A 23,348-nucleotide genomic window follows, 5' to 3' on the forward strand; every position below is an offset into this window, starting at 1 on the left:
GCTCCTTTCAGCCGAAACGGCCGGTGATGTAGTCCTCGGTCTCTTTGCGCTTGGGCTTGAAGAACAGTTCTTCGGTCGCGCCGAACTCGATCAGGTCGCCAAGGTACATGTAGGCGGTGTAGTCGCTGCAGCGGGCCGCCTGCTGCATGTTGTGGGTCACGATGACTACCGTGTATTCGTTCTTCAGTTCCGCGATCAGTTCCTCGATCTTCGCCGTGGAGATCGGGTCCAGCGCCGAGCACGGCTCGTCCAGCAGCAGCACCTCGGGCTTGATCGCGATGCCGCGGGCGATGCAAAGCCGCTGTTGCTGCCCGCCCGAAAGGCCCGAGCCGCTCTGCTGCAGCTTGTCGCGCACCTCGGTCCAGAGCGCGGCCTTCTTGAGCGCCCATTCGACGCGGTCGTCCATCTCGGAAGCGCTCAGGTTCTCGAACAGCTTCACCCCGAAGGCGATGTTGTCGTAGATCGACATCGGGAACGGCGTCGGCTTCTGGAACACCATGCCGACCTTGGCGCGGATCAGCGCCACGTCCTGCTTGGAAGTCAGCAGGTTCTCGCCGTCCAGTGCGATCACGCCCTCGGCGCGCTGCTCCGGATAGAGCTCGAACATGCGGTTGAAGGTGCGCAGCAGGGTCGACTTGCCGCAGCCCGAGGGGCCGATGAAAGCAGTGACCTTGTTCTCGGGAATCTCGAGGTTGATGCCCTTGAGCGCGTGGAACTTGCCGTAGTAGAAGTTGAGGTCCTTGACCGAGATCTTCGCGGGGGACGGCGTTGCAGCGATGGTGGATGGCATGGTGTTCAGTGTTTGTTGCGCGTGAGGACGCGAGCGAGGATGTTGAGCGCCAGCACCGCGACCGTGATCAGGAACACGCCGGCCCAGGCCAGCTGCTGCCAGTTTTCGTAGGGGCTCATCGCGAACTTGAAGATGGTCACCGGCAGGCTGGCCATCGGCTGCGTCATGTCGGCAGTCCAGAACTGGTTGTTGAGCGCGGTGAAGAGCAGCGGCGCGGTCTCGCCCGCAATACGCGCCACCGCCAGCAGGATGCCCGTGACCACCCCGGCGCGCGCGGCGCGCAGTGTGATGCTCATGATCACCCGCCACTTCGGCGTGCCGAGCGCATAGGCGGCTTCGCGCAGGCCGGCCGGGATCAGCTGCAGCATGTTCTCGGTGGTGCGGATCACGACCGGGATCACGATCAGCGCCAGCGCCATCGCACCCGCCAGGCCCGAGAAGGACCTGAAGTAGGCCACTGCGATCGCGTAGACGAACAGGCCGATGACGATCGAGGGCGCCGACAGCAGGATGTCGTTGACGAAGCGCGTGACGCTCGCCAGCCAGCCCTTGCTGTTGTATTCCGCCAGGTAGATCCCCGCCATGATGCCGATCGGCGTGCCGACGAAGGTGGCCAGCAGCACCATCGCCAGCGAGCCGAAGATCGCATTGGCGATGCCGCCCGCCTCGTTGGGCGGCGGCGTCATTTCGGTGAAGGTGGCGATCGCCAGGCCGCCGACGCCGAGGCGCAGCGTTTCCCAGAGAATCCAGATCAGCCAGAACACACCGAAGGCCATCGCGGCCATCGACAGCGACAACGCGACGATGTTGATGCGCTTGCGGGTCGCGAACCTGGCCGCACGCGTCTCGTTGAGCGCCTTGGCGCTCAGGAGCTTTTCCGCTGTGCTCATGAAGAAACCTCCGCGCTGCGCGCTGCGGTATTCGCCTTCGGAACGGCCGTGCGGCTCATGATTTCTTGCCCTCGCTCTTCTGCATCTGTTGCAGCAGCAGTTTCGACAGCGACAGCACCACGAAAGTGATGAAGAAGAGCACGAGGCCAAGATACATCAGCGACGCCTGGTGCAGGCCGGCGCCGGCTTCGGCGAACTCGTTGGCCAGCACCGAGGTGATGCTGTTGGCCGCCTCGAACACCGAGAGCGAGTTCAGCTGGTTGGTGTTGCCGATCACGAAGGTGACCGCCATGGTCTCGCCCAGTGCGCGGCCGAGGCCCAGCATGATGCCGCCGATCACGCCCGCCTTGGTATAGGGCAGCACCACCTTGGAGACGACTTCCCAGGTGGTGGAGCCCAGGCCGTAGGCCGACTCCTTGAGCAGCGGCGGCGTGACCTCGAACACGTCGCGCATCACCGAGGCAATGAAGGGGATGATCATGATCGCCAGGATGATCCCGGCCGACAGGATGCCGATGCCCACCGGCGGGCCCGACACGAGCGCCCCGAGGTAGGGCACCCCCTCGAACAACTTCTGCAGCGGCTGCTGCACGTAGGTCGAGAGGATCGGGCCGAACACCAGCAGGCCCCACATGCCGTAGACGATCGAGGGCACCGCGGCCAGCAGCTCGATCGCGGTGCCGAGCGGCCGCTTGAGCCAGGCCGGCGACATCTCGGTCAGGAACAGCGCGATGCCGAAGCTCACTGGCACCGCGATGATCAGCGCGATCAGCGACGTGGCGAGCGTGCCGTAGATCATCACCAGCCCGCCGTATTCGTTCTGCACCGGGTCCCACACGCTGCTGGTGAGAAAGCCGAGGCCGAACTTGGAAATCGCGGGCCAGGCACCGACGAAGAGCGACAGCAGGATACCGATCAGCATCGCCAGCGTCAGCAGCGCGGCACCCTTGGCAGCCATGCCGAACAGGCGATCGACGGTGGCGCCGGTGCGCGGCTTCCTGACCGGAGGCGGGCTGGCGGTTGCGCGTGCGCCATCGGCCGGCAGGTCGAGGCGGTTTGCGGCAGCGGGGAAACTGGATGACACAGGTCGCTCCGAATTCGGCGCGTGCTCGAGCGGTGTGCTCATGACGCGCCGGCTCAGTTACTTGGCGCTGACCGCGAGGGGCTTGCCCGACGCGTCCTTGATCTCACCCCATGCCGTCGCGATGATGCCCTTCACCTTGTCGGGCATCGGCACGTAGTCGAGGTCGCCGGCGGTCTTGTCGCCATTCTTGTAGGCCCAGTCGAAGAACTTGAGCGTGGTGGTCGCTTGCGCGGGCTTGTCCTGCGTCTTGTGCATCAGGATGAAGGTCGCGCCGGTGATGGGCCACGACTGCTCGCCGGGCTGGTTGGTCAGCACCTGGTAGAAGGTCTTGGACCAGTCGGCACCGGCGGCCGCCGCCTTGAACGCATCATCGTCCGGGTTGACGAACTTGCCGGCAGCGTTCTGCATCTGCGCATAGGTCATCTTGTTCTGCTTGACGTAGGCGTACTCGACGTAGCCGATCGAGTTGGGCAGCTTGCTGACGAACTGCGCAACACCTTCGTTGCCCTTGCCGCCCGCGCCCGTAGGCCAATTCACGGCGGTGCCGTCGCCGACCTTCGCCTTCCAGTCCGGGTTGGCTTTGCTCAGGTAGTTGGTGAACAGGAAGGTGGTGCCGGAACCATCAGCGCGACGCACCGGCGCGATGGCGGCGTCGGGCAGCGCGAGCGAGCCGTTGAGCGACTTGATGGCCGGGTCGTTCCACTTGGTGATCTTGCCCAGGTAAATGTCGCCGAGCACCTGCCCGCTGAGCTTGAGCTCGCCGGCCTTGATGCCCTGGATGTTGACCACAGGAACCACGCCGCCGATGACGGTGGGGAACTGCAGCAGGCCCTTGGCCTTGAGGTCTTCATCGGTCAGCGGCATGTCGGAGGCGCCGAAATCCACCGTCTTGGCATCGATCTGCTTGATGCCCGCGCCGGAACCCACCGACTGGTAGTTGATCTTCGCGCCGGTTGCCTTGTTGAAATCGGAGGCCCACTTGGAGTACAGCGGCGCCGGGAAGCTTGCGCCTGCGCCCGTGGCTTCCTGGGCAAGGACCGGGACCTGGGCCAGTGCCGCGGCAAACAGGCCGGCGGCTGCAAACTTGAACGTCGTTTTCATGATGCTTCCTTCTCGATGTGCAAAAACCCCTTTTCCGGGGACTTGGCAGCGACTCTAGGAAGCTTGTGTGACATGAATATGACACCCTCTCCAGAGGGAGAACGGGCCATTGCGGCGGGCGAATTCCATGACGGTGTCACACAAACGTCATGATGCATCCATAGCCTCGAAAGCCGGTGCTGCGGCACCTGCCTACGCAGCCCCCGACGGTCGTGAGGCTACGATCAGGCCCCTGGGCTTCTCCATCTCCACATGCAAAACGGAACCCGCCTCGCCGCGGTCGATCTCGGCTCGAACAGCTTCAGGCTCGAAATCGGCCGGGTCGACCATGGCCAGATCCACCGCACCGAATACCTGAAGGAAACCGTCCGGCAAGGAAACGGCCTGGATGCGGCCCGCAACCTCACCCCAGAGGCCATGCAGCGCGGTTGGGACACCCTCGCCCGCTTTGGCGAGCGGCTGGCAGGCTTCAAGCGCTCGCAGGTTCGTGCGGTGGCTACCCAGACACTGCGCGAAGCCCGCAACCGCGACGAATTCCTGCTGCGCGCGCGCACCATCCTGGGCTTCGGCATCGACGTCATCACCGGCCGCGAGGAGGCTCGCCTCATCTACCAGGGCGTGGCGCACCTGCTGCCCCACACCGATGCTGCGGATCGCGAGCGCCGGCTGGTGGTGGACATCGGCGGCCGTTCGACCGAGATGATCATCGGCAAGGGCCTTGAAGCGACGGTGATGGAGTCGTACCGGGTCGGCAGCGTCGCCTGGTCGATGAAGCACTTTCCCGAAGGCCAGTTCACCCCCGGCGCCTTCCGTGCCGCGGAGGTCGCGGCCAAGGCAGTGTTGGACGAAGCGCTCGGCACCTACTCCCCCGATCGCTGGGACGTGGCCTACGGCGCCTCCGGCACCATCGGCGCCGTCGGCGACGTGCTGGCGGTCGCCGGCGGCGAGCCCGGCCTGGTCACGCGAGAGGGACTCGACTGGCTGCTCGAGCGCCTGCTGAAGGCCGGCAGCGCCGACCGCTTGCGCATCGAGGGCATGCGAGACGACCGCAAGGCGGTGATCGGTGGCGGCGTGAGCGTGCTGCGGGCCGTCTTCGACCTGCTCGAGATCGATGAAATGAAAGTGGCGCAGGGCGCCCTGCGCCACGGCGTGCTGTATGAGCTGCTCGAGCGCGACGAGAGCGTGGCCGACCTGCGTGCCGCCACGGTTGCGCGCCTGGCGAGCCGCTTCGCGGTCGACACCGCGCAGGTGCGGCGGGTCGGGGAGACGGCCGCGGCGCTGTTCCTCCAGCTGGAGCCGGCCTCGCGCGGCGCCGGTACCACCAGCCGCGCCGGGCGCGCCTTGCGCAAGCTCGGGTGGGCCGTCCAGCTGCACGAGATCGGGACGCACATCTCGCACAGCGACTACCACAAGCACGGGGCCTACGTCCTGGACAACACCGACGCGCCCGGCTTCGCGGTCAACGAAATGCATGGGCTCAGCCAGCTGGTGCTGGGGCACCGGGGCAAGCTGCGCAAGCTCGAGGGCGCGCTGGACGACGAGACCTTCGTGGCCCAGCTGCTGGCGCTGCGGCTGGCGGTGATCCTGTGCCACGCGCGGCGCGATCCCGATCTGCAGGCGCTGCGGCTGGTGCGCGCCGACGGCCGCCTTTTCATGCTGACATGCCGCAGCGGCTGGTCGGAGACCTACCCGCAATCGGCCCACCTGCTGCGCGAGGAAGTGCTGGCCTGGCAGAAGACCCCGTGGCGGGTCCAGCTCGAAGGCGGCTGAGGCGCCATCGCGGCGCGGCTGCGCCGCCTACAGCAGTTCGGGCGACTGCACCGTCACCACCACGGTCTGGGTGTCGCCGTCACGCTCGCGCGTGCGGATCCACCAGACCGCGCCCTTGCGCACCGGGCAGCTGTCCTGCTTCAGCCCGAGCAGCAGCGAGATCGCCTGGCCCAGCGAGGGCTGGTGGCCGACCAGCAGCACCACCGACTTGCCGTTCGGCCAGCCGGCCGCGCCCAGCAGCTCCTCGGCTGTGGTGTCGGGCGCGAGCTCGCTGCGCAGCTTGTACTTGCGACCCAGAGGGAGCACCGTCTGCTCGCAGCGCCGCGCCGGACTGCAGACGACGCGCGTGCCCTCGGGCAATTGCCGGTCCAGCCAGGCGGCCATGCGCTTGGCCTGCTTCTCGCCGCGGGATGTCAGCGAGCGCTGCAGGTCGTCGCAGCCCTCGGTCCAGTCCTCGGCCTCGGCGTGGCGCCAGAAGATCAGGTCCATGCAAGCCTCACGCACGCGAGGCGGCCCGGACACGGCCGCGCGACGAGTAGCGAACCATGAGCGCGGTCTGCGCACCATGGGCCTGGACTGCACGCGGCGCTCCCTCCTCGCCCTGGTGCGTGTCGTGGTTCACCCGCCGGTAGCTGCCGTCGACGCCGAGGTCCCAGGCATCGCGGCCGTCGTGCAGGTAGGCGACCAGGCATTCGTCGATCAGGCGCTGACGCAGCACCGGGTCGGTCACTGGCCAGGCCAGCTCGATGCGACGCAGCATGTTGCGGTTCATCCAGTCGGCACTCGACAGGTACAGCGCCTCATCCTCGCCCTCCCGAAAGTAGAAGACCCGCGAATGCTCCAGGAAGCGGCCGATGATCGAGCGGACGCGGATGTTGTCCGTGACCCCTGGCACGAGAGCCGGCAGCGTGCAGGCGCCGCGCACGATCAGGTCGATCTTCACGCCCTTGCGGCCGGCGCTGACCAGTGAAGCGATCAGGGCCTCGTCAGTCAGCGCATTCATCTTCGCGACGATGCGCGTGGGCACGCCCCGCACGGCGGCGGCCCCCAATGCATCGATGCGCGCGATCAGGTTGCGGTGCAGGTCGAAAGGCGCCACCCACATGCGGTTGAGCTTCGGCAGGCGGCTCTGGCTGGCCATGTGCACGAACACGGCTTCCATGTCGGCCGTCAGCAGCCGATCGGCGGTCAGGTGGCTGATGTCGGTGTAGAGCCTGGCGGTGCGGGGGTTGTAGTTGCCGGTGGAAAGGTGGCCGTAGCGCCGCAGCACCTTGCCTTCGCGCCGCGTCACCAGCAGCATCTTGGCGTGCGTCTTCAGGCCCACGACCCCATAGACCACCTGGGCGCCGATCGACTCGAGCATCTCTGCCCAGTTGATGTTGGCTTCTTCGTCGAAGCGCGCCTTGAGCTCCACGATCACCGTGACTTCCTTGCCGCGGCGAACCGCTTCGCGCAGCAGCTCCATCAGCTCCGAATCCGCGCCGGTGCGATAGATCGTCTGCTTGATCGCGAGCACCTGGGGGTCCTGCACTGCTTCACGCAGGAAGGCGAGCACGCCCTCGAAGCTCTCGAAGGGCTGGTGGATCAGCGCATCGCCGGCCTGCAGCCGCTCGAAAAACGATTGCCCCGGCGACAGCGAGACCGGATAGGAAGCCTGGTAAGGCGCGAAGCGAAGCTGCGGCTCGTCGAGCAGGTCGATCAGCTGCGTCAACCGCGCCAGGTTGACGGGGCCATGCACGCGGTACAGCGCCTCCGGCGGCAGATCGAACTGCGCCAGCAGGAAGCTCGCCAGCGACTCGGCGCAGCTGGCCGAAACCTCCAGCCGCACGGCCTGTCCGAAGTGGCGATGCTGCAGCCCCTGGCGCAGCGCGGTGCGCAGGTTCTTGACGTCTTCCTCGTCGACCGCCAGGTCGGAATGGCGCGTGACGCGGAATTGCGAGAAGTCGCCCACCTCGCGCCCCGGGAACATGCCTTGCAGGTGCGCACGCACGATGCTCGAAAGCGCGACGAACAGCTTCTTGCCGCCGGACACCTTGGCCGGCATCGCGATCATGCGCGGCAGCACCCGGGGCACCTTGACGATGGCGATCGGGTTCTCGCGCCCGAAAGCGTCCTTGCCGCCCAGGCGCACGATGAAGTTGAGCGACTTGTTGGCGACCTGCGGAAACGGATGTGCCGGATCGAGCCCGACCGGAATCAACAGCGGCCGGACCTCGCGTTCGTAATAGTCGCTCACCCATTTGCGCTGCGCCGCGTTGCGCTCGCCGTGCGAGATGACATGGATGCCTTCCTTCGCGAAGGTCGGCATCAGCTCGCCGTTGTAGAGCGCGTACTGCCGGCCCACGAGGGTGTGCGCCGCCTCGGACAGCCGGGCGAAGGTGTCGACGGTGTAGATGCCCTTCCGGTCGCCCGCCGTTTGGGCGGCCAGGTGCGGCGCCATCCGGACTTCGAAGAACTCGTCGAGATTGGACGAGACGATGCAGAGGTAACGCAAGCGCTCGATCAGCGGCACTTCCGGCCGATAGGCCCAGTCGAGCACGCGCTCGTTGAAAGCCAGGATGCTGTGGTCGCGATCGAGCAGGGTCAGCGACGACCCTGCGGCGACAGGCGGACTGTCGGCGAGGGCGGGGGAAGAAGCGAAATTGTCGGGGGCAACGGGCACAGGAATGGTCGCAGGCAAGAACATGACAGTGTCCAACGACTTCGTGACACTTCCATGACAACTGTGTGACGCTCTTACCAAGCTGTCAATTGCCCAGGAAATGCTTGCGGTAGCGCGCCGGCAGGTCATCGATGCGCATCAGCATCGGCAGGTCGGCCGTGTTGAAGTCCGGGTCCCAGGCCGGCGGGCCGAGCACCTTGGCACCCAGCCGCAGGTAACCCTTGATCAGCGCCGGCGGCTCGATGTCCAGGTCGCCGTCGAGGCGGTGCACCGGCAGCGGCAGGCGCGGCTGCACCTGGTACTGGATCGGCGCCATGTGCGTCGCTGAAAGCTGGCGCCAGATGCTGGCGGCGGCGTCGCCGCTCGTCACGCCGTTGAGCCACATCGGGATGCTGGCGCAGCCGATCATGGTGTCGAGCTTGTTGCGGTTCATGAAGGCGGCAAGCGCACCCCACAACGCGAGGATCACGCCGCCCTGGCGGTGGTCCGCGTGCACGCAGCTGCGCCCCAGCTCGACCATGCGCTCGCGCAGGTCGCGCAGGCGCGTGAGGTCGAACTCGGTGTCGCTGTAGGTGCTGCCCACGCGGCGGGCCTGCGCCGGCGTCAGCACGCGGTAGGTGCCGATCACCTGGCGCGTGGCCTCGTCCCGCACCAGCAAGTGCTCGCAGAAGTCGTCGAACAGGTCGACGTCATGGCCTTCCAGCGAGGTGTTCAGGCGCGCGCCCATCTCGCCGGCGAATACGTCGTGTCGCAGGCGCTGCGCGGCACGCACGTCGTCCTGGTGGCGCGCCCAGCTGACGCTGATACCCCCGCGGGCGGCGTCGATCGTTTCGGGCAGTGCGACGGACACGGCAGGCACCGGAACGGTCGGCGGCGTGCGCCCCTGGACGGGCCACAGGGCGGTGCGCAATCCCAGTTGCGAGAACGGAAACGTCGGCGTGGGTAGTTCTTTCATGCGGGAGCCCTTTCTGCCGACGAAGTCTGTGAGCGCGCAATGAAGCGCGCGTGTCACGCCGATGGCAGTTGCGTGACGGTGGCTCGACCCAGGCCTTTGGGCGTCTAATGTCGAAGATGCGCCCCAGGATCTTTTAAATATGACGGCCGAATCCCCCTCCAGCACCCTTGAAACCCGGCGCCACCAGATGTTCCCGGCGCTGAGCGCAGCCGATGTCGAGCGCGTTCGACGCTTCGCCACCCCACGACGCTATGGGCGCGGCGACTGGCTCTTTCGCGCGGGCGAACCAGGGCCTGGCATGTTCGTGGTACTGAAGGGCTTCGTGGCGATCACGCAACGCGACGGCCTGGGCCGCGTGGTGCCTATCCAGCGCCAGGGGCCCGGGCAGTTCCTGGCCGAGATTGCACAGCTCTCCGGCCGCCCTGCCCTCGTCGACGGCCGTGCGGACGAGAACGTCGAGGCCCTGCTGGTCCCGCCCGAGCAACTGCGCGCCCTCATCATCGCGGAGGCCGATCTCGGCGAGCGGCTGGTGCGCGCCATGATCCTGCGCCGCGTTGCGCTGATCGAATCGGGCGGCAGCGGCCCGGTGCTGATCGGGCCACCCCAATCGGCTCCCTTGCTTCGGCTGCAGAACTTTCTGCAGCGCAACGGCCACCCCTACCATGTGGTCGACGCCACGCAGGACGCCGATGCCCGAGCGCTCCTCGATCAGTACGGCGAGGCCGAGCTTCTGGTGGTCTGCCCTGACGGCTCGGTCGTCTCCAATCCGAGCGAGAACGCCCTGGCGCTGTGCCTCGGCATGGTCGACGCCGCCCAGCACGACGATCTGTTCGACCTGCTGGTGGTGGGCGCCGGTCCGGCAGGTCTCGCGACGGCCGTCTACGCAGCCTCCGAAGGCCTGCGCGTCATGACCATCGACTGCCGATCGTTCGGCGGACAGGCCGGCGCCAGCGCCCGCATCGAGAACTACCTGGGCTTCCCGACCGGCATCTCGGGCGGCGCCCTGGCCGGGCGGGCCTTCGTGCAGGCGCAGAAGTTCGGGGTGGAAATGCTGATCCCGGCGCAGGCCGCCTCCATGGACTGCAGCGCCGCCGAAACGCGCGGCGAGATCTCGGTCCGGCTTGCCGACGGCAGAAGGCTGCGCGCGCGAACGGTGGTCATCGCCAGCGGCGCCCGCTACCGTCGCCCCGACGTTCCGCGCCTGGCCGATTTCGAGGGCCGTGGCATCTGGTACTGGGCCTCTGCGCTGGAAGCCAAGCTGTGCGCGCAGCAGGAGGTGGCCCTGGTCGGCGGCGGCAACTCGGCAGGCCAGGCTGCCGTCTTTCTCTCGCAGCATGTCAGCAAGCTCAACCTGCTGGTGCGCGGACCGTCGCTCGCGGCGACCATGTCGCGCTACCTGATCGACCGCATCGCGGCAACGCCCAACATCGAGCTCCATCCCCATACCGAACTGGTCCACCTGCACGGCGATCCGGACACGGGCCTCAACGGTGCCAGCTGGCGCGATCGCCAAAGCGGTGCCGAGTACCAGTGCCCGGCCCGCAACATCTTCCTGTTCATCGGCGCGGTGCCCGAGACCCACTGGCTCGAAGGCTGCGGGGTCGCGGTCGACAAGCATGGCTTCGTGCTCACCGGCGAGGCCGCGCGCGGCGGCTTTCCGGCCCGCCCCGCGGCCGCGCTGGAAACCAGCGTGCCGGGCGTGTTCGCGGTCGGCGACGTGCGCTCGGGTTCCGTCAAGCGCGTGGGTGGCGCCATCGGCGAAGGCGCGGCAGTCGTCGCGCTGATCCACAAGCACCTGGCACCTCGGGCGGTCACCACCGGTTGAATGGCGGCACCGGCGCGACCGGCTTCCCGGCCGGGTCCTGCACGGAAGACCGGCGGCCGCTATGCTGGCCGGACGTCTTTCATTGGTGGAACCCATCGCATGTCCCAAGCCCCCATCGAGCTCTATTCCTGGCCGACGCCGAATGGCCACAAGATCCACATCATGCTGGAGGAGTGCGGCCTGCCCTACCGCGCGCACCCGGTCAACATCGGCAAGGGCGACCAGTTCGAGCCGGCCTTCCTCAAGATCAGTCCCAACAACAAGATTCCGGCCATCACCGACCCGATGGGCCCGGACGGCCAGCCGATCTCGCTCTTCGAGTCCGGTGCCATCCTGGTCTACCTCGCCGGCAAGACCGGCCGCTTCATGCCTCAGACCGACCGCGAGCGCTACGAGGTCCTCCAGTGGCTGATGTTCCAGATGGGCGGCGTCGGCCCGATGCTTGGCCAGACCCATCATTTCCGGCTCTACGCGCCGGAAAAAATCCCTTACGCGATCGACCGCTACACGAACGAGACGCGCCGCCTGTACGGCGTCATTGACAAGCAGCTCGCAACCCACGCCTTCATTGCCGGAGACAGCTACACGATTGCCGATATCGCCATCTTCCCGTGGCTGCGCAATTGGGAGGGCCAGGGCATCGTTCTGACCGATTTTCCGCACCTGAAGAAGTGGTTCGAGGGCATCGCCGAACGACCCGCCGTTCAGCGCGGCGTCAAGGTGCTGGCAGACCTGCGCCGGCCCATCACCGGCGACAAGGAACGCGAGGTCCTGTTCGGAAAGAAGCAGTACGAGCGGCGTTGAGCGCCTGACGGCCCGCGGCACACGCTAGAATCTGAGGCTCGTCGGGGTGTAGCGCAGCCTGGTAGCGCATCTGCTTTGGGAGCAGAGGGTCGAAGGTTCGAATCCTTTCGCCCCGACCATCAAAAAGTGAAGAGGACAACGGCTTAGGCTGTTGTCCTTTTTTCATTTCTGGGGGGCGTTTTGTTTACCAGTCATGCCTGACCCCCTAGTGCGGGTTAGCATTCGCGCGTCCCCAATTCCATGGATGGAGTGGTTCATGTCAAATCAATCGGTCAACGTAGATCTCTTGGACTTGATGCGCGTGGCAAAAGAAGGCTTGCTTGGCCGAGGTCCAAAGCTGGAACTGACGACCACGCTAAAAATCTCCGACGATCCAGTATTGGCAGTGGCAATCAAGCAATCGAAGCTTCTCGGAAGCAAAGAAGCGACGTTTGTCACAAAAGACTTGCGCCATCTGCGTATCCTTCTGGATGCTCAGCCGGACATCGTAGGCGTCTTGCACGATTGGGGTGTCCCGTTCACGCTGAGCGATAACTAGAGTCGCGCACCGCGAAAGTGCTGCGCGTTGGCGCTTCCACGGCCAACTCGGTCAGATGGGCTAAACATCACCTGGGCATCAGGGTGGTGAGAGCGTCGCAGCTGCGCTGCCCTGCGCGCTCAGGCCTTTCTTGCACGCTCGATGCCCGGAACAATGCGCGGCGCCCGCCTCGCCGGCTTCCTGGGGCCGAAAAGACCGGTTGTCTCCGCTGCTGCCGAATCGAGCACCCGCGCCATGCCGTGGGCAAAGGTCTGGCAACCTTGCTCGAACTCGGCGACGGCTCGGAGATACTCGCGACGCGCAGCTTTTGTGCTCATGGCCGGAAGGTACCCCAATCGACGGAATGCCGCCAATGCTTCGTAGCCGCGCCTCAGCTTGCCGGGAACTGCTTCGGCATCGGCTCAGACGGCGGGGCCGGCGGCTCCTGTTCGGCCCGCTTTCCGCGGCCCAGGTCCTCGATCATTTTCTCGCCGACCGGATCCGGGCCGTCGAGGGGAACCGATTCCTCGAAGCCAATTTCAGGCTCCTCGTTCGGCGTGGCTCGGCTAGGGTTGGTACTCATGTGTGGAACTCCATCTGCAAGTGCACCTTGGCGCGCGAAACGGCTTGGATGACTCGGGCAAACTCCTCAGACCCTGTCGGCCGCCGCCGACGCGCTGGCGGCTCACCGTAAAATCGCGCACCTTCTCACTGCCCGTAGCTCAGTTGGATAGAGCATCGGCCTTCTAAGCCGAATGTCGGGGGTTCGATCCCCTCCGGGCAGGCCAATTCCTTTTTCAAACAGCCTAGCGCTGTGTGGATTCCGGAATAGCTTGGCGTGAATGACCAGATATGTCTCCGAGCCGGCATGCGGATGCAGCCGAACGCGCTGCGTTTTCACGCCAGCGCGGCAGCCACTGAGTTGCCCCTCACGAACGCCACATGCCCTGCTGCGCCATCTCGCCGACGATGCGCACCAGGTGGCCCGCCACGGCGGTGACGGCACGCGATGGCCCCTTGGCCTTGGCGAAGGCCATCGCCACCGTGCGTTGGAACGGCGGCTCCACGATGCGCGCCGCCTGCAGCTTGCCCTCCTGCACTTCCTGCCAGACGGCATGCAGCGGCAGCACCGTGTACAGCCGCTCCTGCGCGGTCAGCTGCTTCTGCAGCGGCAGCGAGTCGGCCTCGATCACGGGTGCCAGCGCGATGCGCGCCAGCCGCGCGCCCGCGTCGAGCGCGGTGCGCAGCCCGTTGGGCGCGCCGGGCAGGATGAAAGGCAGCCCGTTCAGGCTGGCGAAGGGCACCGAGCCGGCCGCGGTCAGGCGATCGCCGGCCGGGCCGATGAGATAGCTGTCGACCGTGGCCAGGGCCTGCTCCTGCTCGGGCAGGGTCGGGCCGTAGCGGTACAGGATGGCGATGTCGACGCGGGCATCGGTCAGCCATTCCTCGACCTGGCCGCTGGAGCCTTCCAGCACCTTGAGGCTGACGCCGGCGTGGCGGGCGCGCACCTCGGCGAACAGCCGGCCGATCAGGATGGTGCCGATCGAGGGCAGGCCACCCAGGGTCACGGTGCCCACCGGCTCCCGCAGGTCGGCGCGGATGCCGTGCTCCAGCGCCTGCGCACGCTCCAGCAGCTCCTTCACCTGCGGGAACAAGCGCTGTCCGGTCTCCGACAACTCCACGCCGCGGCCGGTGCGGTTGAACAGCCGCGAGCCGCACTCGCGCTCCAGCGCGTTGACCTGCCGGCTCAGGAAAGACTGGTTGCTGTCGAGGAACAGCGCGGCTCGCGTGAGGCTCCCCAGCTCCCCGATGGCGATGAACGAACGCCACTTCTGGAGGTCGGCCGCGATGTCCAGTGCGAAGTCGGTGGCCTTGGGTTTGTGCATCAGGCCGGATTATCGAGCCGCCGCACCCAGCCGGCGATGGCGGTCGCGACCGCCTGCGGCTGCTCCGGCACCAGCGCATGGCCGGCACCGTCGATCACCTGCACCGTGACCTTGGTGCCCAACGCGTCCGCCAGTTCAGCGCGCGTGCCCGGCGGCCGCCATGCATCTTCTGCCCCTTGCAGGTCCAGCACCGGTGCATGGCTGCGGCCGAACCATTCGTCCTTCGGTGGATGCCGCGCGGCCTCGCGGTAGGCATCTCTCCATTGCGGATACCAACCCTGCAGCCAGGGCCGCGGGTCGTTGCCCGGCGCGAACATGCAAACCCGCAGGGCGTCGAGCCGCTCCTGCTCCTCGCGCGCAGGATCGGACGCGACGGCCAGCGCCTGCGCCATGCCGGCAGGGAAGACGCGAGCGGCGGCCCCCAGCACCACCACGCCGCGCACGCACGCGGGATGGCGCAGGTCGGTGACCCGCGCCACCCAGTGGCCGTAGGCATGGCCCACGACGACCGCCGGGGCGGCGTCGAGCTGTGCGATCACGCCGGCGACGTCAGCTGCCAGCGTCTCGAGCGTCATGCCCGCGGGTGGCGCACTGCTGCGGCCCATGCCCCGCGGCTGCGGCCGCAGCACGCGGAAGCCTTCGGACGCCAGCAGGTCGGCGAGCGGATCGAAATCCTCCGAATCCCTCAACGAGGACGGCAGCAGCACGATGGCCGGGCCCGTGCCCTCGACGATCACCTCGATGCGCGCCGGGCCGAGCTGCAGCAGTTCGCGCCGCCGGCTCATTCCACCGTCGCGCCGGATGTCTTGACGAGCCGGGCCCACTTGGGGATCTCGCTGCGGATCAGGGCAGAGAACTCGTCCGGGGTGGACGTCGCGGGCTCGATCCCGAGAGCGGTGAGCTGCCGCTTCATGCCGGCGTCCGACATGGCGCGGATCACCGCCGCATGCAAGGCGGTCACGACCTCCTTCGGCGTGCCGGCCGGCGCGAGCACCCCCAGCCAGTTGGAGACTTCGTAGCCGGGCAAGCCCGCTTCCGCCAGTGTGGGCACCTGCGGCAGCGCCGCCATCCGCGTGCGTGAAGTCACCGCCAGGGCGCGCACCCGGCCCGACTTGATGTGTTCCTCGTACACCGTGTACGAGTCGAAGGTCGCATCGACACGACCCGCCAGCAGATCGGTGAGCAGCGGCGCGCTGCCCTTGTAAGGCACGTGCACCAGGTCGACGCCGGCAAGGCTTTCGAACAGCGCGCCCGAAAGGTGGCTTGAGCTGCCGTTGCCGGCCGAGCCGTAAGTGAGTTGGCCGGCCTTGGACCGCGCCAGCACGATCAGTTCGCCGACGTTGCGCGCCTTCACCGACGGGCCGACCACCAGCACCCGCGGCGTGATGTGCGTCAACGCGATCGGCGCGAAGTCCTTCAGCGGGTCGTAGCGCAGCTTCGAATACAGCGCCGGATTGATGGCCTGTGTGCCCATGGTGCCGAACAGCAGCGTGTAGCCGTCGGCCGGGGCGCGTGCCACGATCTCGCAGGCCACCGTGCCGCCGGCGCCGCCGCGGTTGTCGATCACGACCTGCTGCCCGAGTTGCTCGCCCAGGTGCTGCGCCAGCCCGCGCGCCATCAAGTCCGCGGCGCCGCCGGCCGGAAACGGCACGACCAGCCGCAACGGGCGCTCGGGGAAGGCGGCCCACGCGGCCAGCGGCGCCGCCGAAAGGGCGGCGGCCAGCAGGATGCGGCGGCGAGTCGGGCTGTGCATGGGCTTGTCTCCTGGATTCACGGCGACTCTAGCCCGCGCCTCGGCGTGCGCCCATGCAGGCACGCACAAGGCTGCTATGCAGGCCGCATCAGGCCGCCCTGCATAGCAGCCTTGCGCGAATGGTGCATGGCTGCCATCGGTCGTCGCTCCTAGACTGCCCCTTCGCCGCATTCGGCCGAACGCCGGACCCACCGCATCGCAGGAGACAACACCATGGCACTGAGCCGACGCCCATTTTTCGCCACCATCGCCCTGACGTGTATGGGTGGCCTTTTCATCGCCGCTACCACTGCGCACGCCGAGGACTGGCCGGCCAGGCCCATCAAGCTCATCGTGCCCTACGCCGCGGGCGGTCCGACCGATGCCATCGCGCGCCTGCTGGCGACGAAGGTCGGCGCCACCCTGGGCAAGCCCGTGGTGGTCGACAACCGCGCCGGTGCCGGCGGCACCATCGGCGTCGATGCGACCGTCAAGGCGCCCGCCGACGGCTACACCTTCGCCCTGGTGGCGCCCGGCCCGCTCGCCGGCATGCCCAACCTGATGAAGGCGCCCTATGCGCTCGACGACCTCCAGTACCTGACGCTGGTGGCGAAGATCCCCAGCGTGCTGGTGGTCAACAGCAAGTCGGGCATCGATTCGCTCGAGACGCTGGTGAAGAAGGCCAAGGCCGAGCCCGACAAGCTGAGCTACAGCTCGGCCGGCCCCGGCACCACCCCGCACATCGGCATGGAGATCTTCAAGGACCAGGCCAAAGTCAATCTCCTGCACGTCCCCTACAAGGGCGCCGCGCCGGCCATCACCGGCTTGCTGGGTGGCGAGGTGCAGGTCGCCATGGTGGACCTGCTGCCGGTGATGGCGCACATCAACAACGGCTCTCTGAAGGCGCTGGCGGTGGCGGCCGCCAGCCGCGCGCCGCAGTTGCCCAACGTGCCGACCACGGCCGAGAAGGGCTTGCCCAAGGTCACGATGGAAACCACTTACGGCATCGTCGCGCCCAAGGGCGTGCCGGCCGCCATCGCGACGCGGGTGCGCGAGGCGTTCGTCTCCGCCGTCACCGCGCCCGAGATGAAGCAGCAGTTCCTGCAGCAGGGCGCATTGCCGGTCACCGCCACCGGCGCCGAGTACCAGCAGCTGATGCAGGCCGAAGCGGCCAAGTGGAAGGAGATCATCAGCAAGGCCAAGATCACGCTGGAGTGATGCGCTTCCCGCTGGACGCCTTGCCATGAAGATCACCACAGCCACGCTGCAGCCCTGCACGCAGGCGCTGGCCGACCCGCAATGGAAGTTCGCGCGCGCCCAGGTGCCGCGGCTGGAAGGCTGGGTGCTGCGCCTGTCCGATCAGGATGGGCATGTGGGCCTGGGCTATTGCCACGCCATCCCGGCCATCTCGACCCACGGCGCCGGCGCCGAGGCCGCCCTCGCCTTCCTGACGCAGGGGCTGGTCGGGCGGCCGGTGGACGACCTCGCCGGCACGATGGAAGAGATCGACACCACCCTGGCCTACCACCCGACCGTAAAGGCCGCGATCGACATGGCGCTGCACGACCTGCTGGCGCATCGCCTGGGCGTGGCGGTGCATGTGCTCCTGGGCGGCAAGCTGCGCGACGCAGTGGCGCTGTCGCGCATCCTGCCGATCAAAACGCCGGACGAGATGGCCGCCATGGCCGGCCGGCTGGCCGAAGAAGGCTACAGGCAACTGAAGCTGAAGCTCTCCGGGGACACCGAGCTCGACGTGCTGCGCGTCGCAGCGGTGCGCGCCGCCGTCGGCGAGGGAGTGGCACTCACGCTGGACCCCAACCAGTCGTACAACGCCAAGCAGATGATCGCCGCCTTCGGCCGCATGGAGCGCCATGGCATCGCGCTGATCGAGCAGCCGGTGCCGGCCGCCGATGTCGCGGGCCTGGCCTTGTTGACGCGCACCTTGCCCGTGGCGATCGAGGCCGACGAAAGTGCCCAAAGCGTGCGCGACGTGTTCCGTCTGGTTTCGGAGCGTGCCGTGGACGTGATCAACCTGAAGCTCACCAACCTCGGCGGCATCCGCCGCTTCCTGCAGGCCGTGCGCATCTGCGAGGCGGGCGAAGTCGGCTGCCGCATGGGCGCGGCCTTCGGGCCCGCGCTGCTGCAGGCCATGAGCCTGCAAGCCGCCAGCGTGATCCGGCACTTGCCCTATGCCTGCGAGCTGTCGGAGCACCTGCACCTTCAGGACGATCCTTTTACGCCGCTGCCTGTGCACGGCGGGCAGCTGCGGCTGCCGGAAGGCCCCGGCTGCGGCGTGCGCTACAAGAACTGAGGAAGACATGAAGACAAGTATTCGCCGGAGCGCTGGCCTCCTCCTGGCCGCATTGGCCATCGGCGCCGCGGCGCAGGACTATCCGAACCGGCCGCTGCGCCTGGTGGTGCCCTTCGCGCCGGGCGGCGGCGCCGACATCGTGGCCCGTGCCGTGGCGGCCCCGCTTGCCAGGCGGCTCGGGCAGCCGGTGGTCGTCGACAACAAGCCGGGCGGCGGCGGCACGCTCGCTGCCGACCTGGTTGCCAAGGCGCCGGCGGACGGCTACACGCTGCTCTACACCACACCCGGCCCGCAGATGGCCAACCCCTACCTGATGGCGAAGCTGCCCTACGACCCGGTGCGTGACCTGGTGCCGGTGTCGGAAGTGGCCATCGTCCCCAATGTGCTGGTGGTGAACAAGGATCTGCCCGTGCGCACGCTCAAGGAGTTCATCGCGTACGCCAAGTCCCATCCCGGCAAGGTCAATTTCGCCAGCGCCGGCCAGGGCGCCAGCAGCCACCTGGCCGGTGAGTCGTTCAAGCAGGCGGCTGGCGTGTCCATCGTCCACATCCCCTACCGCGGCACCGGTGCGGCACTGACCGACTTGCTGTCGGGCCAGGTGCAGATGGCGATCGACAGCATCGCGGTTTTCAAGCCGCACATCGACAGCGGCGCCTTGCGCGCGCTCGGCGTGGCCACTGCCAGGCGCTCGCCACTGCTCCCCGACGTAGCACCCATCGCCGACGAGTTGAAGGGCTTCGATGCGGCGCCGATCAACTACATCTCGGTGCCGGCGAAGACGCCGCAGGCGGTTATCGACCGGTTGAACCGGGACATCAACGAAGTGCTGGCCTCGCGCGAACTCCGGGAGCAACTCGCCGCCAGCGGTGTCGTTCCCCAGGGCAGCACGCCGGCCGCGATGGCCGCGCTGATCCGCAGCGAGGCGGCCAAGTGGAAGAAGGTGATCGAAGTCTCCGGCGCCAAGCTCGATTGAACCTGAACAAGCAAAGGAACCCTCCATGAACGACCTGACACAACTCGACGTGCGCATCGAAGACTTCGTCGCCACCCTCACCCTGAACGCGCCGCCGGTCAACGCATTGACCCGCACGCTCAACGACGAACTCACCCTCGCGCTCGATCGCATCTCCGAGATGGACGAGGTGCGCGCCGTGGTGCTGACCGGTGCCGGCAAGGTGTTCTGCGCCGGCGCGGACCTCAAGGGCCGGGCCTCTGCGATCAAGGGGCCGGGCGACCTGCCGGCCCATTCGCGCCGCACGCGCGAATGCTTCCATGCGATCCGCGAATGCGCGAAGCCGGTGGTGGTCGCCATCAACGGCGCGGCCCTGGGTTCCGGCCTGGCCATGGTGGCTTCGAGCGATGTGCTGATCGCCTCCGAGAAAGCATCGCTGGGCCTGCCCGAAGTGGACGTCGGCCTGCTGGGCGGCTGCCGCCATGCCATGCGCCTGTTCAGCCACTCGCGCCTGCGCCGCATGGCACTCACCGGCATGCGCGTGGACGGCGCCGAGCTGTACCGGCTGGGCGTGGTGGAGGCTTGCGTGCCGCCCGAGGAGCTGATGCCGAGGGCGCTGGAGATCGCGCGCACCATCGCCTCCAAGAGCCCGGTGTCGACCCGGATGGGCAAGCACACCCTGAACGTGATCGAGGACATGAGCCTGCGCGACGGCTACCGCTACGAGCAGGACATGACGGCGCAGATCGGCAAGACCGACGATGCCAGGGAAGCGCAGCGCGCCTTTGCCGAGAAGCGGGCGCCGGTCTTCACCGGCCGCTGAGCGCTGTCGCTCGGGTGATCGACAGGGCCAGTCACGCCGGGTCCAATGGCAACTTCTTCCCAAGGAGCGCCCGTGTTTGCCGAACCGTCCCCAAAGTCCGCCGAGTTGCTGCAGCGCCTGCGCGCATTCTTCGACCAGCACATCTACCCCAACGAGGAGCGCTACCACCGCGAGATGGATGCGTTCCGCCGGCAAGGCAGCCCCTGGCAGGTGGTGCCGCTGATCGAGGAGCTGAAGCCGAAGGCGCGCGCGGCCGGCCTGTGGAACATGTTCCTGCCGCATCCCTACGAAGGCCACGGGGGCATCTCCAATCTCGACTACGCACCGTTGTGCGAGGTGATGGGGCGCGTGTCGTGGTCCGGAGAGGTGTTCAACTGCTCGGCCCCCGATACCGGCAACATGGAGACGCTGGAGCGCTACGCCACCGAAGCGCAGAAGCAGCAGTGGCTGAAGCCGCTGCTGGCCGGCGAGATCCGCTCCGCCTTCCTGATGACGGAGCCCGCCGTGGCCTCGTCGGACGCCACCAACATCCAGTGCTCGATCCGGCGCGACGGCGACCACTACGTGATCAACGGCCGCAAGTGGTTCTCCTCCGGCGCCGGCAGCCCGCGCTGCAAGATCTTCATCGTGATGGGCAAGACCGACCCGGACGCGCCGCGGCACGCGCAGCAGTCCATGGTGCTGGTGCCGCGCGACACCCCCGGCGTCACCGTGCTGCGGCACCTGTCGGTGTTCGGCTATGACGACGCGCCGCACGGCCACATGGAGGTGGCGCTGGAGAACGTGCGCGTGCCCGCGGACAACATCCTGCTGGGCGAGGGCCGCGGTTTCGAGATCGCGCAGGGCCGCCTGGGGCCGGGTCGCATCCACCACTGCATGCGCTCCATCGGCGCCGCCGAGCGCGCGCTGGAACTGATGTGCGACCGCCTGCAGAAGCGCATCGCCTTCGGCAAGCCGCTGGCCGAGCAGTCGATCTGGCACGAACGCATCGCCGAGTCGCGCTGCATGATCGACCAGGCCCGCCTGCTGACGCTCAACGCGGCGTGGAAGATGGACACCGTGGGCAACAAGGTGGCGCGCGCCGAGATCGCGATGATCAAGGTGGTCGCGCCCAACATGTCGTGCAAGGTGGTGGACTGGGCCATCCAGGCCCACGGCGGCGGCGGCGTCAGCCAGGACTTCTGGCTGGCCGAGGCCTACGCCCACCAGCGCACCGTGCGGCTGGTCGATGGACCGGACGAAGTGCACCGCAACGCGATCGCCAAGCTGGAGCTCGCGAAGGCCCGCTGAAGGGCGCGAAGACGAGTTGCGCGCGGGCGCATCACAGGGTTGACGCCGCGGCGCTAGTCGGGCGGCACGGCGACTTCGAGAATGCAAGGCATCAAGGAGATTCGCCCAATGAGCACTGCCACCGGCCCGCTGTCACACGTCAAGGTTCTCGACCTCAGCCGCATCCTCGCCGCCCCCTGGGCCGGCCAGATCCTGGCCGACCTGGGCGCCGAAGTCATCAAGGTCGAACGGCCCGGCGCCGGTGACGACACCCGCACCTGGGGGCCTCCCTTCCTGAAAGACGCCGAGGGCCATGACACCCGGGAAGCCGGCTACTACCTCGCGGTCAATCGCGGCAAGCGTTCGATCACGGTCAGCCTCGAGAAGCCGGAAGGCCAGAAGATCGTGAAGGAGCTGGCCTCCCGCGCCGACATCGTGCTGGAGAACCACAAGGCCGGCACGCTGGCGCGCTACGGCCTCGACGAGGCCTCGTTGCGCGAGATCAACCCGCGCCTGATCTACTGCTCGGTCACCGGCTTCGGCCAGACCGGCCCTCGCCGCGACCAGCCCGCCTACGACTTCCTGATCCAGGCCATGGGCGGCCTCATGAGCGTGACGGGCGAGAAGGACGGCAGGCCGGGCGGCGGACCGCAGAAGGTGGGCGTGCCCATCGTCGACATCATGACCGGCATGTACGCCGCCGTGTCCGTGCTGGCTGCGCTGGCGCGGCGCGACCGGACCGGCGTCGGCGACACCATCGACATCGCCATGCTCGACGTGCAGGTCGCGACGCTTGCCAACCAGGCCATGAACTACCTGGTCTCGGGCAAGGTGCCGCGCCGCAACGGCAATGCCCACCCCAACATCCAGCCCCAGGACGTGTACGCCTGCGCCGATGGCGATGTGATCCTGGTGGTGGGCAACGACGGCCAGTTCGCCAGGCTGTGCCAGGTGCTCGGCCAGCCCGAGTGGATGGCCGACTCGCGCTTCGCCACCAACGCCCAGCGGGTGCGCAACATCGGCGAGCTGTCGGCGCTGCTGCGCGATCAGTTCGCCGAATGGGAGCGCGAGAAGCTGATCGCCGCGCTCGATGGCGCCAGCGTGCCTTGCGGGCCCATCAACACCGTTGCCGACGTGTTCAAGGATCCGCAGGTCAAGGCGCGCGGGCTGCTGCGCCACGCACCGCATCCGAGCGGCGTGGATGTCCCGCAGGTCGCCAGCCCGATGCGTTTCGGCGGGGAGCCCCTGCCGGCCGGCAGCGCGCCGCCTGTGCTCGGCCAGCACAGCGAGGCGATCCTCTGCGAACTGGGCTACGGCAGCGCCGACATCGAAGCGCTGCGGACGGCGGAGGTGATCTGATGGCAGCCTCCCTGACCCTGCACTGGTCGCCCAAGTCACCCTATGTGCGCAAGGTGATGGTGTGCGCGCATGAACTGGGCCTCGTGCCGCAGCTGAAGCTGGTGCGCTCGGTGGCCGCCATGCTCCGGCCGAACCCCGAGATCATGGCGGTCAACCCGCTGTCCAAGATCCCGACGCTGGTACGCGAGGACGGCTCCGTGCTGTTCGATTCAGTCGTGATCTGCGAGTACCTCGACGCGCTGGCTGGCGGAAAGCTGTTCCCCGCGGAAGGCGAGCGGCGCTGGCAGGCGCTGCGCTGGCACGCCTTCGGCGACGGCCTGCTCGATGCCCTGATCCTGTGGCGCAACGAACGCGAGCGCCAGGTGCCGCTGCAGCCGTTGCTGGAGGCCTTCGAGCTGAAGACGCGCGCCTCGCTGCGCATGCTCGATGCGGAAGCGGCGCCGCTCGCGACGGAGCCCTTCTCGATCGGCCAGGTCACGGTGGGCTGTGCGGTCGGCTACCTCGACTATCGCTTCGACGCCTTCGGGTGGCGGGCGCAGGCACCGCGCCTGGCGGACTGGTTCGCCGCGCTGTGCGAGCGGCCCTCCTTCCAGGCGACCCGGCCTGTCGATGGGTGAG

General features: G+C 67.6%; 22 protein-coding genes and 2 tRNA genes. 13 read left to right on the top strand and 11 right to left on the bottom strand.

All coding sequences use genetic code 11. The annotated features are described in order from the left end of the window. Positions 1-7: 7 nt before the first annotated feature. Genes pstB through pstS form a run of 4 tightly spaced genes read right to left on the bottom strand, consistent with a single transcriptional unit; the run spans position 8 to position 3,865 of the window. Positions 8-790, bottom strand: coding sequence for a phosphate ABC transporter ATP-binding protein PstB (pstB, locus tag E5CHR_RS18895; protein WP_162581258.1), 783 nt, complete (start codon positions 788-790; stop codon positions 8-10). Positions 791-795: 5 nt separating this feature from the next. Then, a complete protein-coding gene (gene pstA / locus E5CHR_RS18900) occupies positions 796-1,680 on the bottom strand; it encodes a phosphate ABC transporter permease PstA (protein ID WP_162581259.1) in 885 nt (294 codons plus the stop codon). A gap of 55 nt (positions 1,681-1,735) precedes the next feature. Then, positions 1,736-2,806, bottom strand: coding sequence for a phosphate ABC transporter permease subunit PstC (gene pstC, locus E5CHR_RS18905; RefSeq protein ID WP_162581260.1), 1,071 nt, complete (start codon positions 2,804-2,806; stop codon positions 1,736-1,738). Between the two features lie 15 nt (positions 2,807-2,821). Next, on the bottom strand, positions 2,822-3,865 hold the full coding sequence (gene pstS / locus E5CHR_RS18910) for a phosphate ABC transporter substrate-binding protein PstS (RefSeq protein ID WP_162581261.1): 1,044 nt from the start codon (positions 3,863-3,865) through the stop codon (positions 2,822-2,824). A 252-nt stretch (positions 3,866-4,117) separates the two neighbouring features. Between pstS and E5CHR_RS18915 the strand changes: the two genes are divergently transcribed. Beyond that, complete coding sequence (locus tag E5CHR_RS18915; protein ID WP_162581262.1) at positions 4,118-5,635, top strand: Ppx/GppA phosphatase family protein; 1,518 nt, start codon at positions 4,118-4,120, stop codon at positions 5,633-5,635. Positions 5,636-5,662: 27 nt separating this feature from the next. Here the strand turns inward: E5CHR_RS18915 and E5CHR_RS18920 are convergent, their stop codons facing one another. From E5CHR_RS18920 to E5CHR_RS18930, 3 genes are all read right to left on the bottom strand, one after another. Continuing rightward, positions 5,663-6,124, bottom strand: coding sequence for a SixA phosphatase family protein (locus E5CHR_RS18920; RefSeq protein WP_162581263.1), 462 nt, complete (start codon positions 6,122-6,124; stop codon positions 5,663-5,665). 7 nt (positions 6,125-6,131) lie between these two features. Beyond that, a complete protein-coding gene (ppk1, locus tag E5CHR_RS18925) occupies positions 6,132-8,321 on the bottom strand; it encodes a polyphosphate kinase 1 (RefSeq protein WP_162581264.1) in 2,190 nt (729 codons plus the stop codon). Positions 8,322-8,382: 61 nt separating this feature from the next. Further along, positions 8,383-9,252, bottom strand: a complete 870-nt coding sequence (locus tag E5CHR_RS18930) for a GNAT family N-acetyltransferase (RefSeq protein WP_162581265.1) — start codon at positions 9,250-9,252, stop codon at positions 8,383-8,385. Positions 9,253-9,391: 139 nt separating this feature from the next. On the opposite strand from E5CHR_RS18930, the gene E5CHR_RS18935 reads away from it, so the two are divergent. From E5CHR_RS18935 to E5CHR_RS18950, 4 genes are all read left to right on the top strand, one after another. Then, a complete protein-coding gene (locus E5CHR_RS18935) occupies positions 9,392-11,077 on the top strand; it encodes an FAD-dependent oxidoreductase (RefSeq protein WP_162581266.1) in 1,686 nt (561 codons plus the stop codon). Between the two features lie 99 nt (positions 11,078-11,176). Beyond that, positions 11,177-11,881 carry a glutathione binding-like protein gene (locus E5CHR_RS18940; RefSeq protein ID WP_162581267.1) on the top strand — a complete coding sequence of 235 codons (705 nt, stop codon included), beginning with the start codon at positions 11,177-11,179 and terminating at the stop codon, positions 11,879-11,881. 42 nt (positions 11,882-11,923) lie between these two features. Further along, positions 11,924-12,000: transfer RNA gene (locus E5CHR_RS18945), tRNA-Pro, on the top strand. Between the two features lie 137 nt (positions 12,001-12,137). Then, positions 12,138-12,419 carry a hypothetical protein gene (locus E5CHR_RS18950; RefSeq protein ID WP_162581268.1) on the top strand — a complete coding sequence of 94 codons (282 nt, stop codon included), beginning with the start codon at positions 12,138-12,140 and terminating at the stop codon, positions 12,417-12,419. Positions 12,420-12,789: 370 nt separating this feature from the next. On the opposite strand, the gene E5CHR_RS18955 is transcribed toward E5CHR_RS18950, so the two are convergent. Further along, entirely contained in the window at positions 12,790-12,981 is a 192-nt protein-coding gene (locus tag E5CHR_RS18955; protein WP_162581269.1) for a hypothetical protein, read from the bottom strand. 128 nt (positions 12,982-13,109) lie between these two features. Here E5CHR_RS18955 and E5CHR_RS18960 point away from each other — a divergent pair. Beyond that, a tRNA-Arg gene (locus E5CHR_RS18960) sits at positions 13,110-13,186 on the top strand. Between the two features lie 141 nt (positions 13,187-13,327). Here the strand turns inward: E5CHR_RS18960 and E5CHR_RS18965 are convergent. From E5CHR_RS18965 to E5CHR_RS18975, 3 genes are read right to left on the bottom strand one after another with little or no spacing between them, the layout of a single operon-like run. Next, the gene (locus tag E5CHR_RS18965) at positions 13,328-14,284 is read right to left on the bottom strand and encodes a LysR substrate-binding domain-containing protein (protein WP_162581270.1); all 957 of its coding nucleotides are present in this window, start codon (positions 14,282-14,284) and stop codon (positions 13,328-13,330) included. After that, positions 14,284-15,069 (bottom strand): alpha/beta fold hydrolase, encoded by a 786-nt coding sequence (locus E5CHR_RS18970; RefSeq protein ID WP_162581271.1) that lies wholly within the window; start codon positions 15,067-15,069, stop codon positions 14,284-14,286. The genes E5CHR_RS18965 and E5CHR_RS18970 overlap by 1 nt, the downstream gene beginning before the upstream one ends. Then, positions 15,066-16,037 carry a Bug family tripartite tricarboxylate transporter substrate binding protein gene (locus E5CHR_RS18975; protein ID WP_162581272.1) on the bottom strand — a complete coding sequence of 324 codons (972 nt, stop codon included), beginning with the start codon at positions 16,035-16,037 and terminating at the stop codon, positions 15,066-15,068. Before E5CHR_RS18975 ends, E5CHR_RS18970 begins: the two co-directional genes overlap by 4 nt. Before the next feature lie 213 nt (positions 16,038-16,250). On the opposite strand from E5CHR_RS18975, the gene E5CHR_RS18980 reads away from it, so the two are divergent. The 7 genes from E5CHR_RS18980 (at position 16,251) to E5CHR_RS19010 (ending at position 23,347) form a co-directional block, all read left to right on the top strand. Next, a complete protein-coding gene (locus tag E5CHR_RS18980; protein WP_162581273.1) occupies positions 16,251-17,234 on the top strand; it encodes a Bug family tripartite tricarboxylate transporter substrate binding protein in 984 nt (327 codons plus the stop codon). Positions 17,235-17,259: 25 nt separating this feature from the next. Further along, positions 17,260-18,327: a mandelate racemase/muconate lactonizing enzyme family protein gene (locus tag E5CHR_RS18985; protein WP_162581274.1), complete on the top strand. Its 1,068-nt coding sequence runs from the start codon at positions 17,260-17,262 to the stop codon at positions 18,325-18,327. A gap of 7 nt (positions 18,328-18,334) precedes the next feature. Further along, positions 18,335-19,300 carry a Bug family tripartite tricarboxylate transporter substrate binding protein gene (locus tag E5CHR_RS18990; protein ID WP_162581275.1) on the top strand — a complete coding sequence of 322 codons (966 nt, stop codon included), beginning with the start codon at positions 18,335-18,337 and terminating at the stop codon, positions 19,298-19,300. Between the two features lie 25 nt (positions 19,301-19,325). Then, positions 19,326-20,102, top strand: a complete 777-nt coding sequence (locus E5CHR_RS18995) for an enoyl-CoA hydratase/isomerase family protein (protein WP_162581276.1) — start codon at positions 19,326-19,328, stop codon at positions 20,100-20,102. A 72-nt stretch (positions 20,103-20,174) separates the two neighbouring features. Further along, entirely contained in the window at positions 20,175-21,392 is a 1,218-nt protein-coding gene (locus E5CHR_RS19000; protein WP_232062116.1) for an acyl-CoA dehydrogenase family protein, read from the top strand. A gap of 108 nt (positions 21,393-21,500) precedes the next feature. Beyond that, positions 21,501-22,730, top strand: a complete 1,230-nt coding sequence (locus tag E5CHR_RS19005) for a CaiB/BaiF CoA transferase family protein (protein WP_162581278.1) — start codon at positions 21,501-21,503, stop codon at positions 22,728-22,730. Next, positions 22,730-23,347: a glutathione S-transferase family protein gene (locus E5CHR_RS19010; protein WP_162581279.1), complete on the top strand. Its 618-nt coding sequence runs from the start codon at positions 22,730-22,732 to the stop codon at positions 23,345-23,347. Before E5CHR_RS19005 ends, E5CHR_RS19010 begins: the two co-directional genes overlap by 1 nt. Position 23,348: the final 1 nt, after the last annotated feature.

It is taken from the genome of Variovorax sp. PBS-H4, from assembly GCF_901827205.1.
Classification (GTDB): Bacteria; Pseudomonadota; Gammaproteobacteria; order Burkholderiales; family Burkholderiaceae_C; genus Variovorax.

Excerpts from the sequence above, each read along its gene's own strand:
- E5CHR_RS18950 (WP_162581268.1), top strand. The coding sequence starts at position 12,138 with ATGTCAAATCAATCGGTCAACGTAGATCTCTTGGACTTGATGCGCGTG.
- E5CHR_RS18990 (WP_162581275.1), top strand. The coding sequence starts at position 18,335 with ATGAAGACAAGTATTCGCCGGAGCGCTGGCCTCCTCCTGGCCGCATTG.
- E5CHR_RS18920 (WP_162581263.1), bottom strand. The coding sequence starts at position 6,124 with ATGGACCTGATCTTCTGGCGCCACGCCGAGGCCGAGGACTGGACCGAG.
- ppk1 (WP_162581264.1), bottom strand. The coding sequence starts at position 8,321 with ATGTTCTTGCCTGCGACCATTCCTGTGCCCGTTGCCCCCGACAATTTC.
- E5CHR_RS18970 (WP_162581271.1), bottom strand. The coding sequence starts at position 15,069 with ATGAGCCGGCGGCGCGAACTGCTGCAGCTCGGCCCGGCGCGCATCGAG.
- E5CHR_RS18940 (WP_162581267.1), top strand. The coding sequence starts at position 11,177 with ATGTCCCAAGCCCCCATCGAGCTCTATTCCTGGCCGACGCCGAATGGC.
- E5CHR_RS18930 (WP_162581265.1), bottom strand. The coding sequence starts at position 9,252 with ATGAAAGAACTACCCACGCCGACGTTTCCGTTCTCGCAACTGGGATTG.
- E5CHR_RS18955 (WP_162581269.1), bottom strand. The coding sequence starts at position 12,981 with ATGAGTACCAACCCTAGCCGAGCCACGCCGAACGAGGAGCCTGAAATT.
- pstC (WP_162581260.1), bottom strand. The coding sequence starts at position 2,806 with ATGAGCACACCGCTCGAGCACGCGCCGAATTCGGAGCGACCTGTGTCA.
- E5CHR_RS18935 (WP_162581266.1), top strand. The coding sequence starts at position 9,392 with ATGACGGCCGAATCCCCCTCCAGCACCCTTGAAACCCGGCGCCACCAG.
- pstB (WP_162581258.1), bottom strand. The coding sequence starts at position 790 with ATGCCATCCACCATCGCTGCAACGCCGTCCCCCGCGAAGATCTCGGTC.
- E5CHR_RS18995 (WP_162581276.1), top strand. The coding sequence starts at position 19,326 with ATGAACGACCTGACACAACTCGACGTGCGCATCGAAGACTTCGTCGCC.
- E5CHR_RS18985 (WP_162581274.1), top strand. The coding sequence starts at position 17,260 with ATGAAGATCACCACAGCCACGCTGCAGCCCTGCACGCAGGCGCTGGCC.
- pstA (WP_162581259.1), bottom strand. The coding sequence starts at position 1,680 with ATGAGCACAGCGGAAAAGCTCCTGAGCGCCAAGGCGCTCAACGAGACG.
- E5CHR_RS18965 (WP_162581270.1), bottom strand. The coding sequence starts at position 14,284 with ATGCACAAACCCAAGGCCACCGACTTCGCACTGGACATCGCGGCCGAC.
- E5CHR_RS18975 (WP_162581272.1), bottom strand. The coding sequence starts at position 16,037 with ATGCACAGCCCGACTCGCCGCCGCATCCTGCTGGCCGCCGCCCTTTCG.
- E5CHR_RS18980 (WP_162581273.1), top strand. The coding sequence starts at position 16,251 with ATGGCACTGAGCCGACGCCCATTTTTCGCCACCATCGCCCTGACGTGT.
- E5CHR_RS18915 (WP_162581262.1), top strand. The coding sequence starts at position 4,118 with ATGCAAAACGGAACCCGCCTCGCCGCGGTCGATCTCGGCTCGAACAGC.
- E5CHR_RS19010 (WP_162581279.1), top strand. The coding sequence starts at position 22,730 with ATGGCAGCCTCCCTGACCCTGCACTGGTCGCCCAAGTCACCCTATGTG.
- E5CHR_RS19005 (WP_162581278.1), top strand. The coding sequence starts at position 21,501 with ATGAGCACTGCCACCGGCCCGCTGTCACACGTCAAGGTTCTCGACCTC.
- pstS (WP_162581261.1), bottom strand. The coding sequence starts at position 3,865 with ATGAAAACGACGTTCAAGTTTGCAGCCGCCGGCCTGTTTGCCGCGGCA.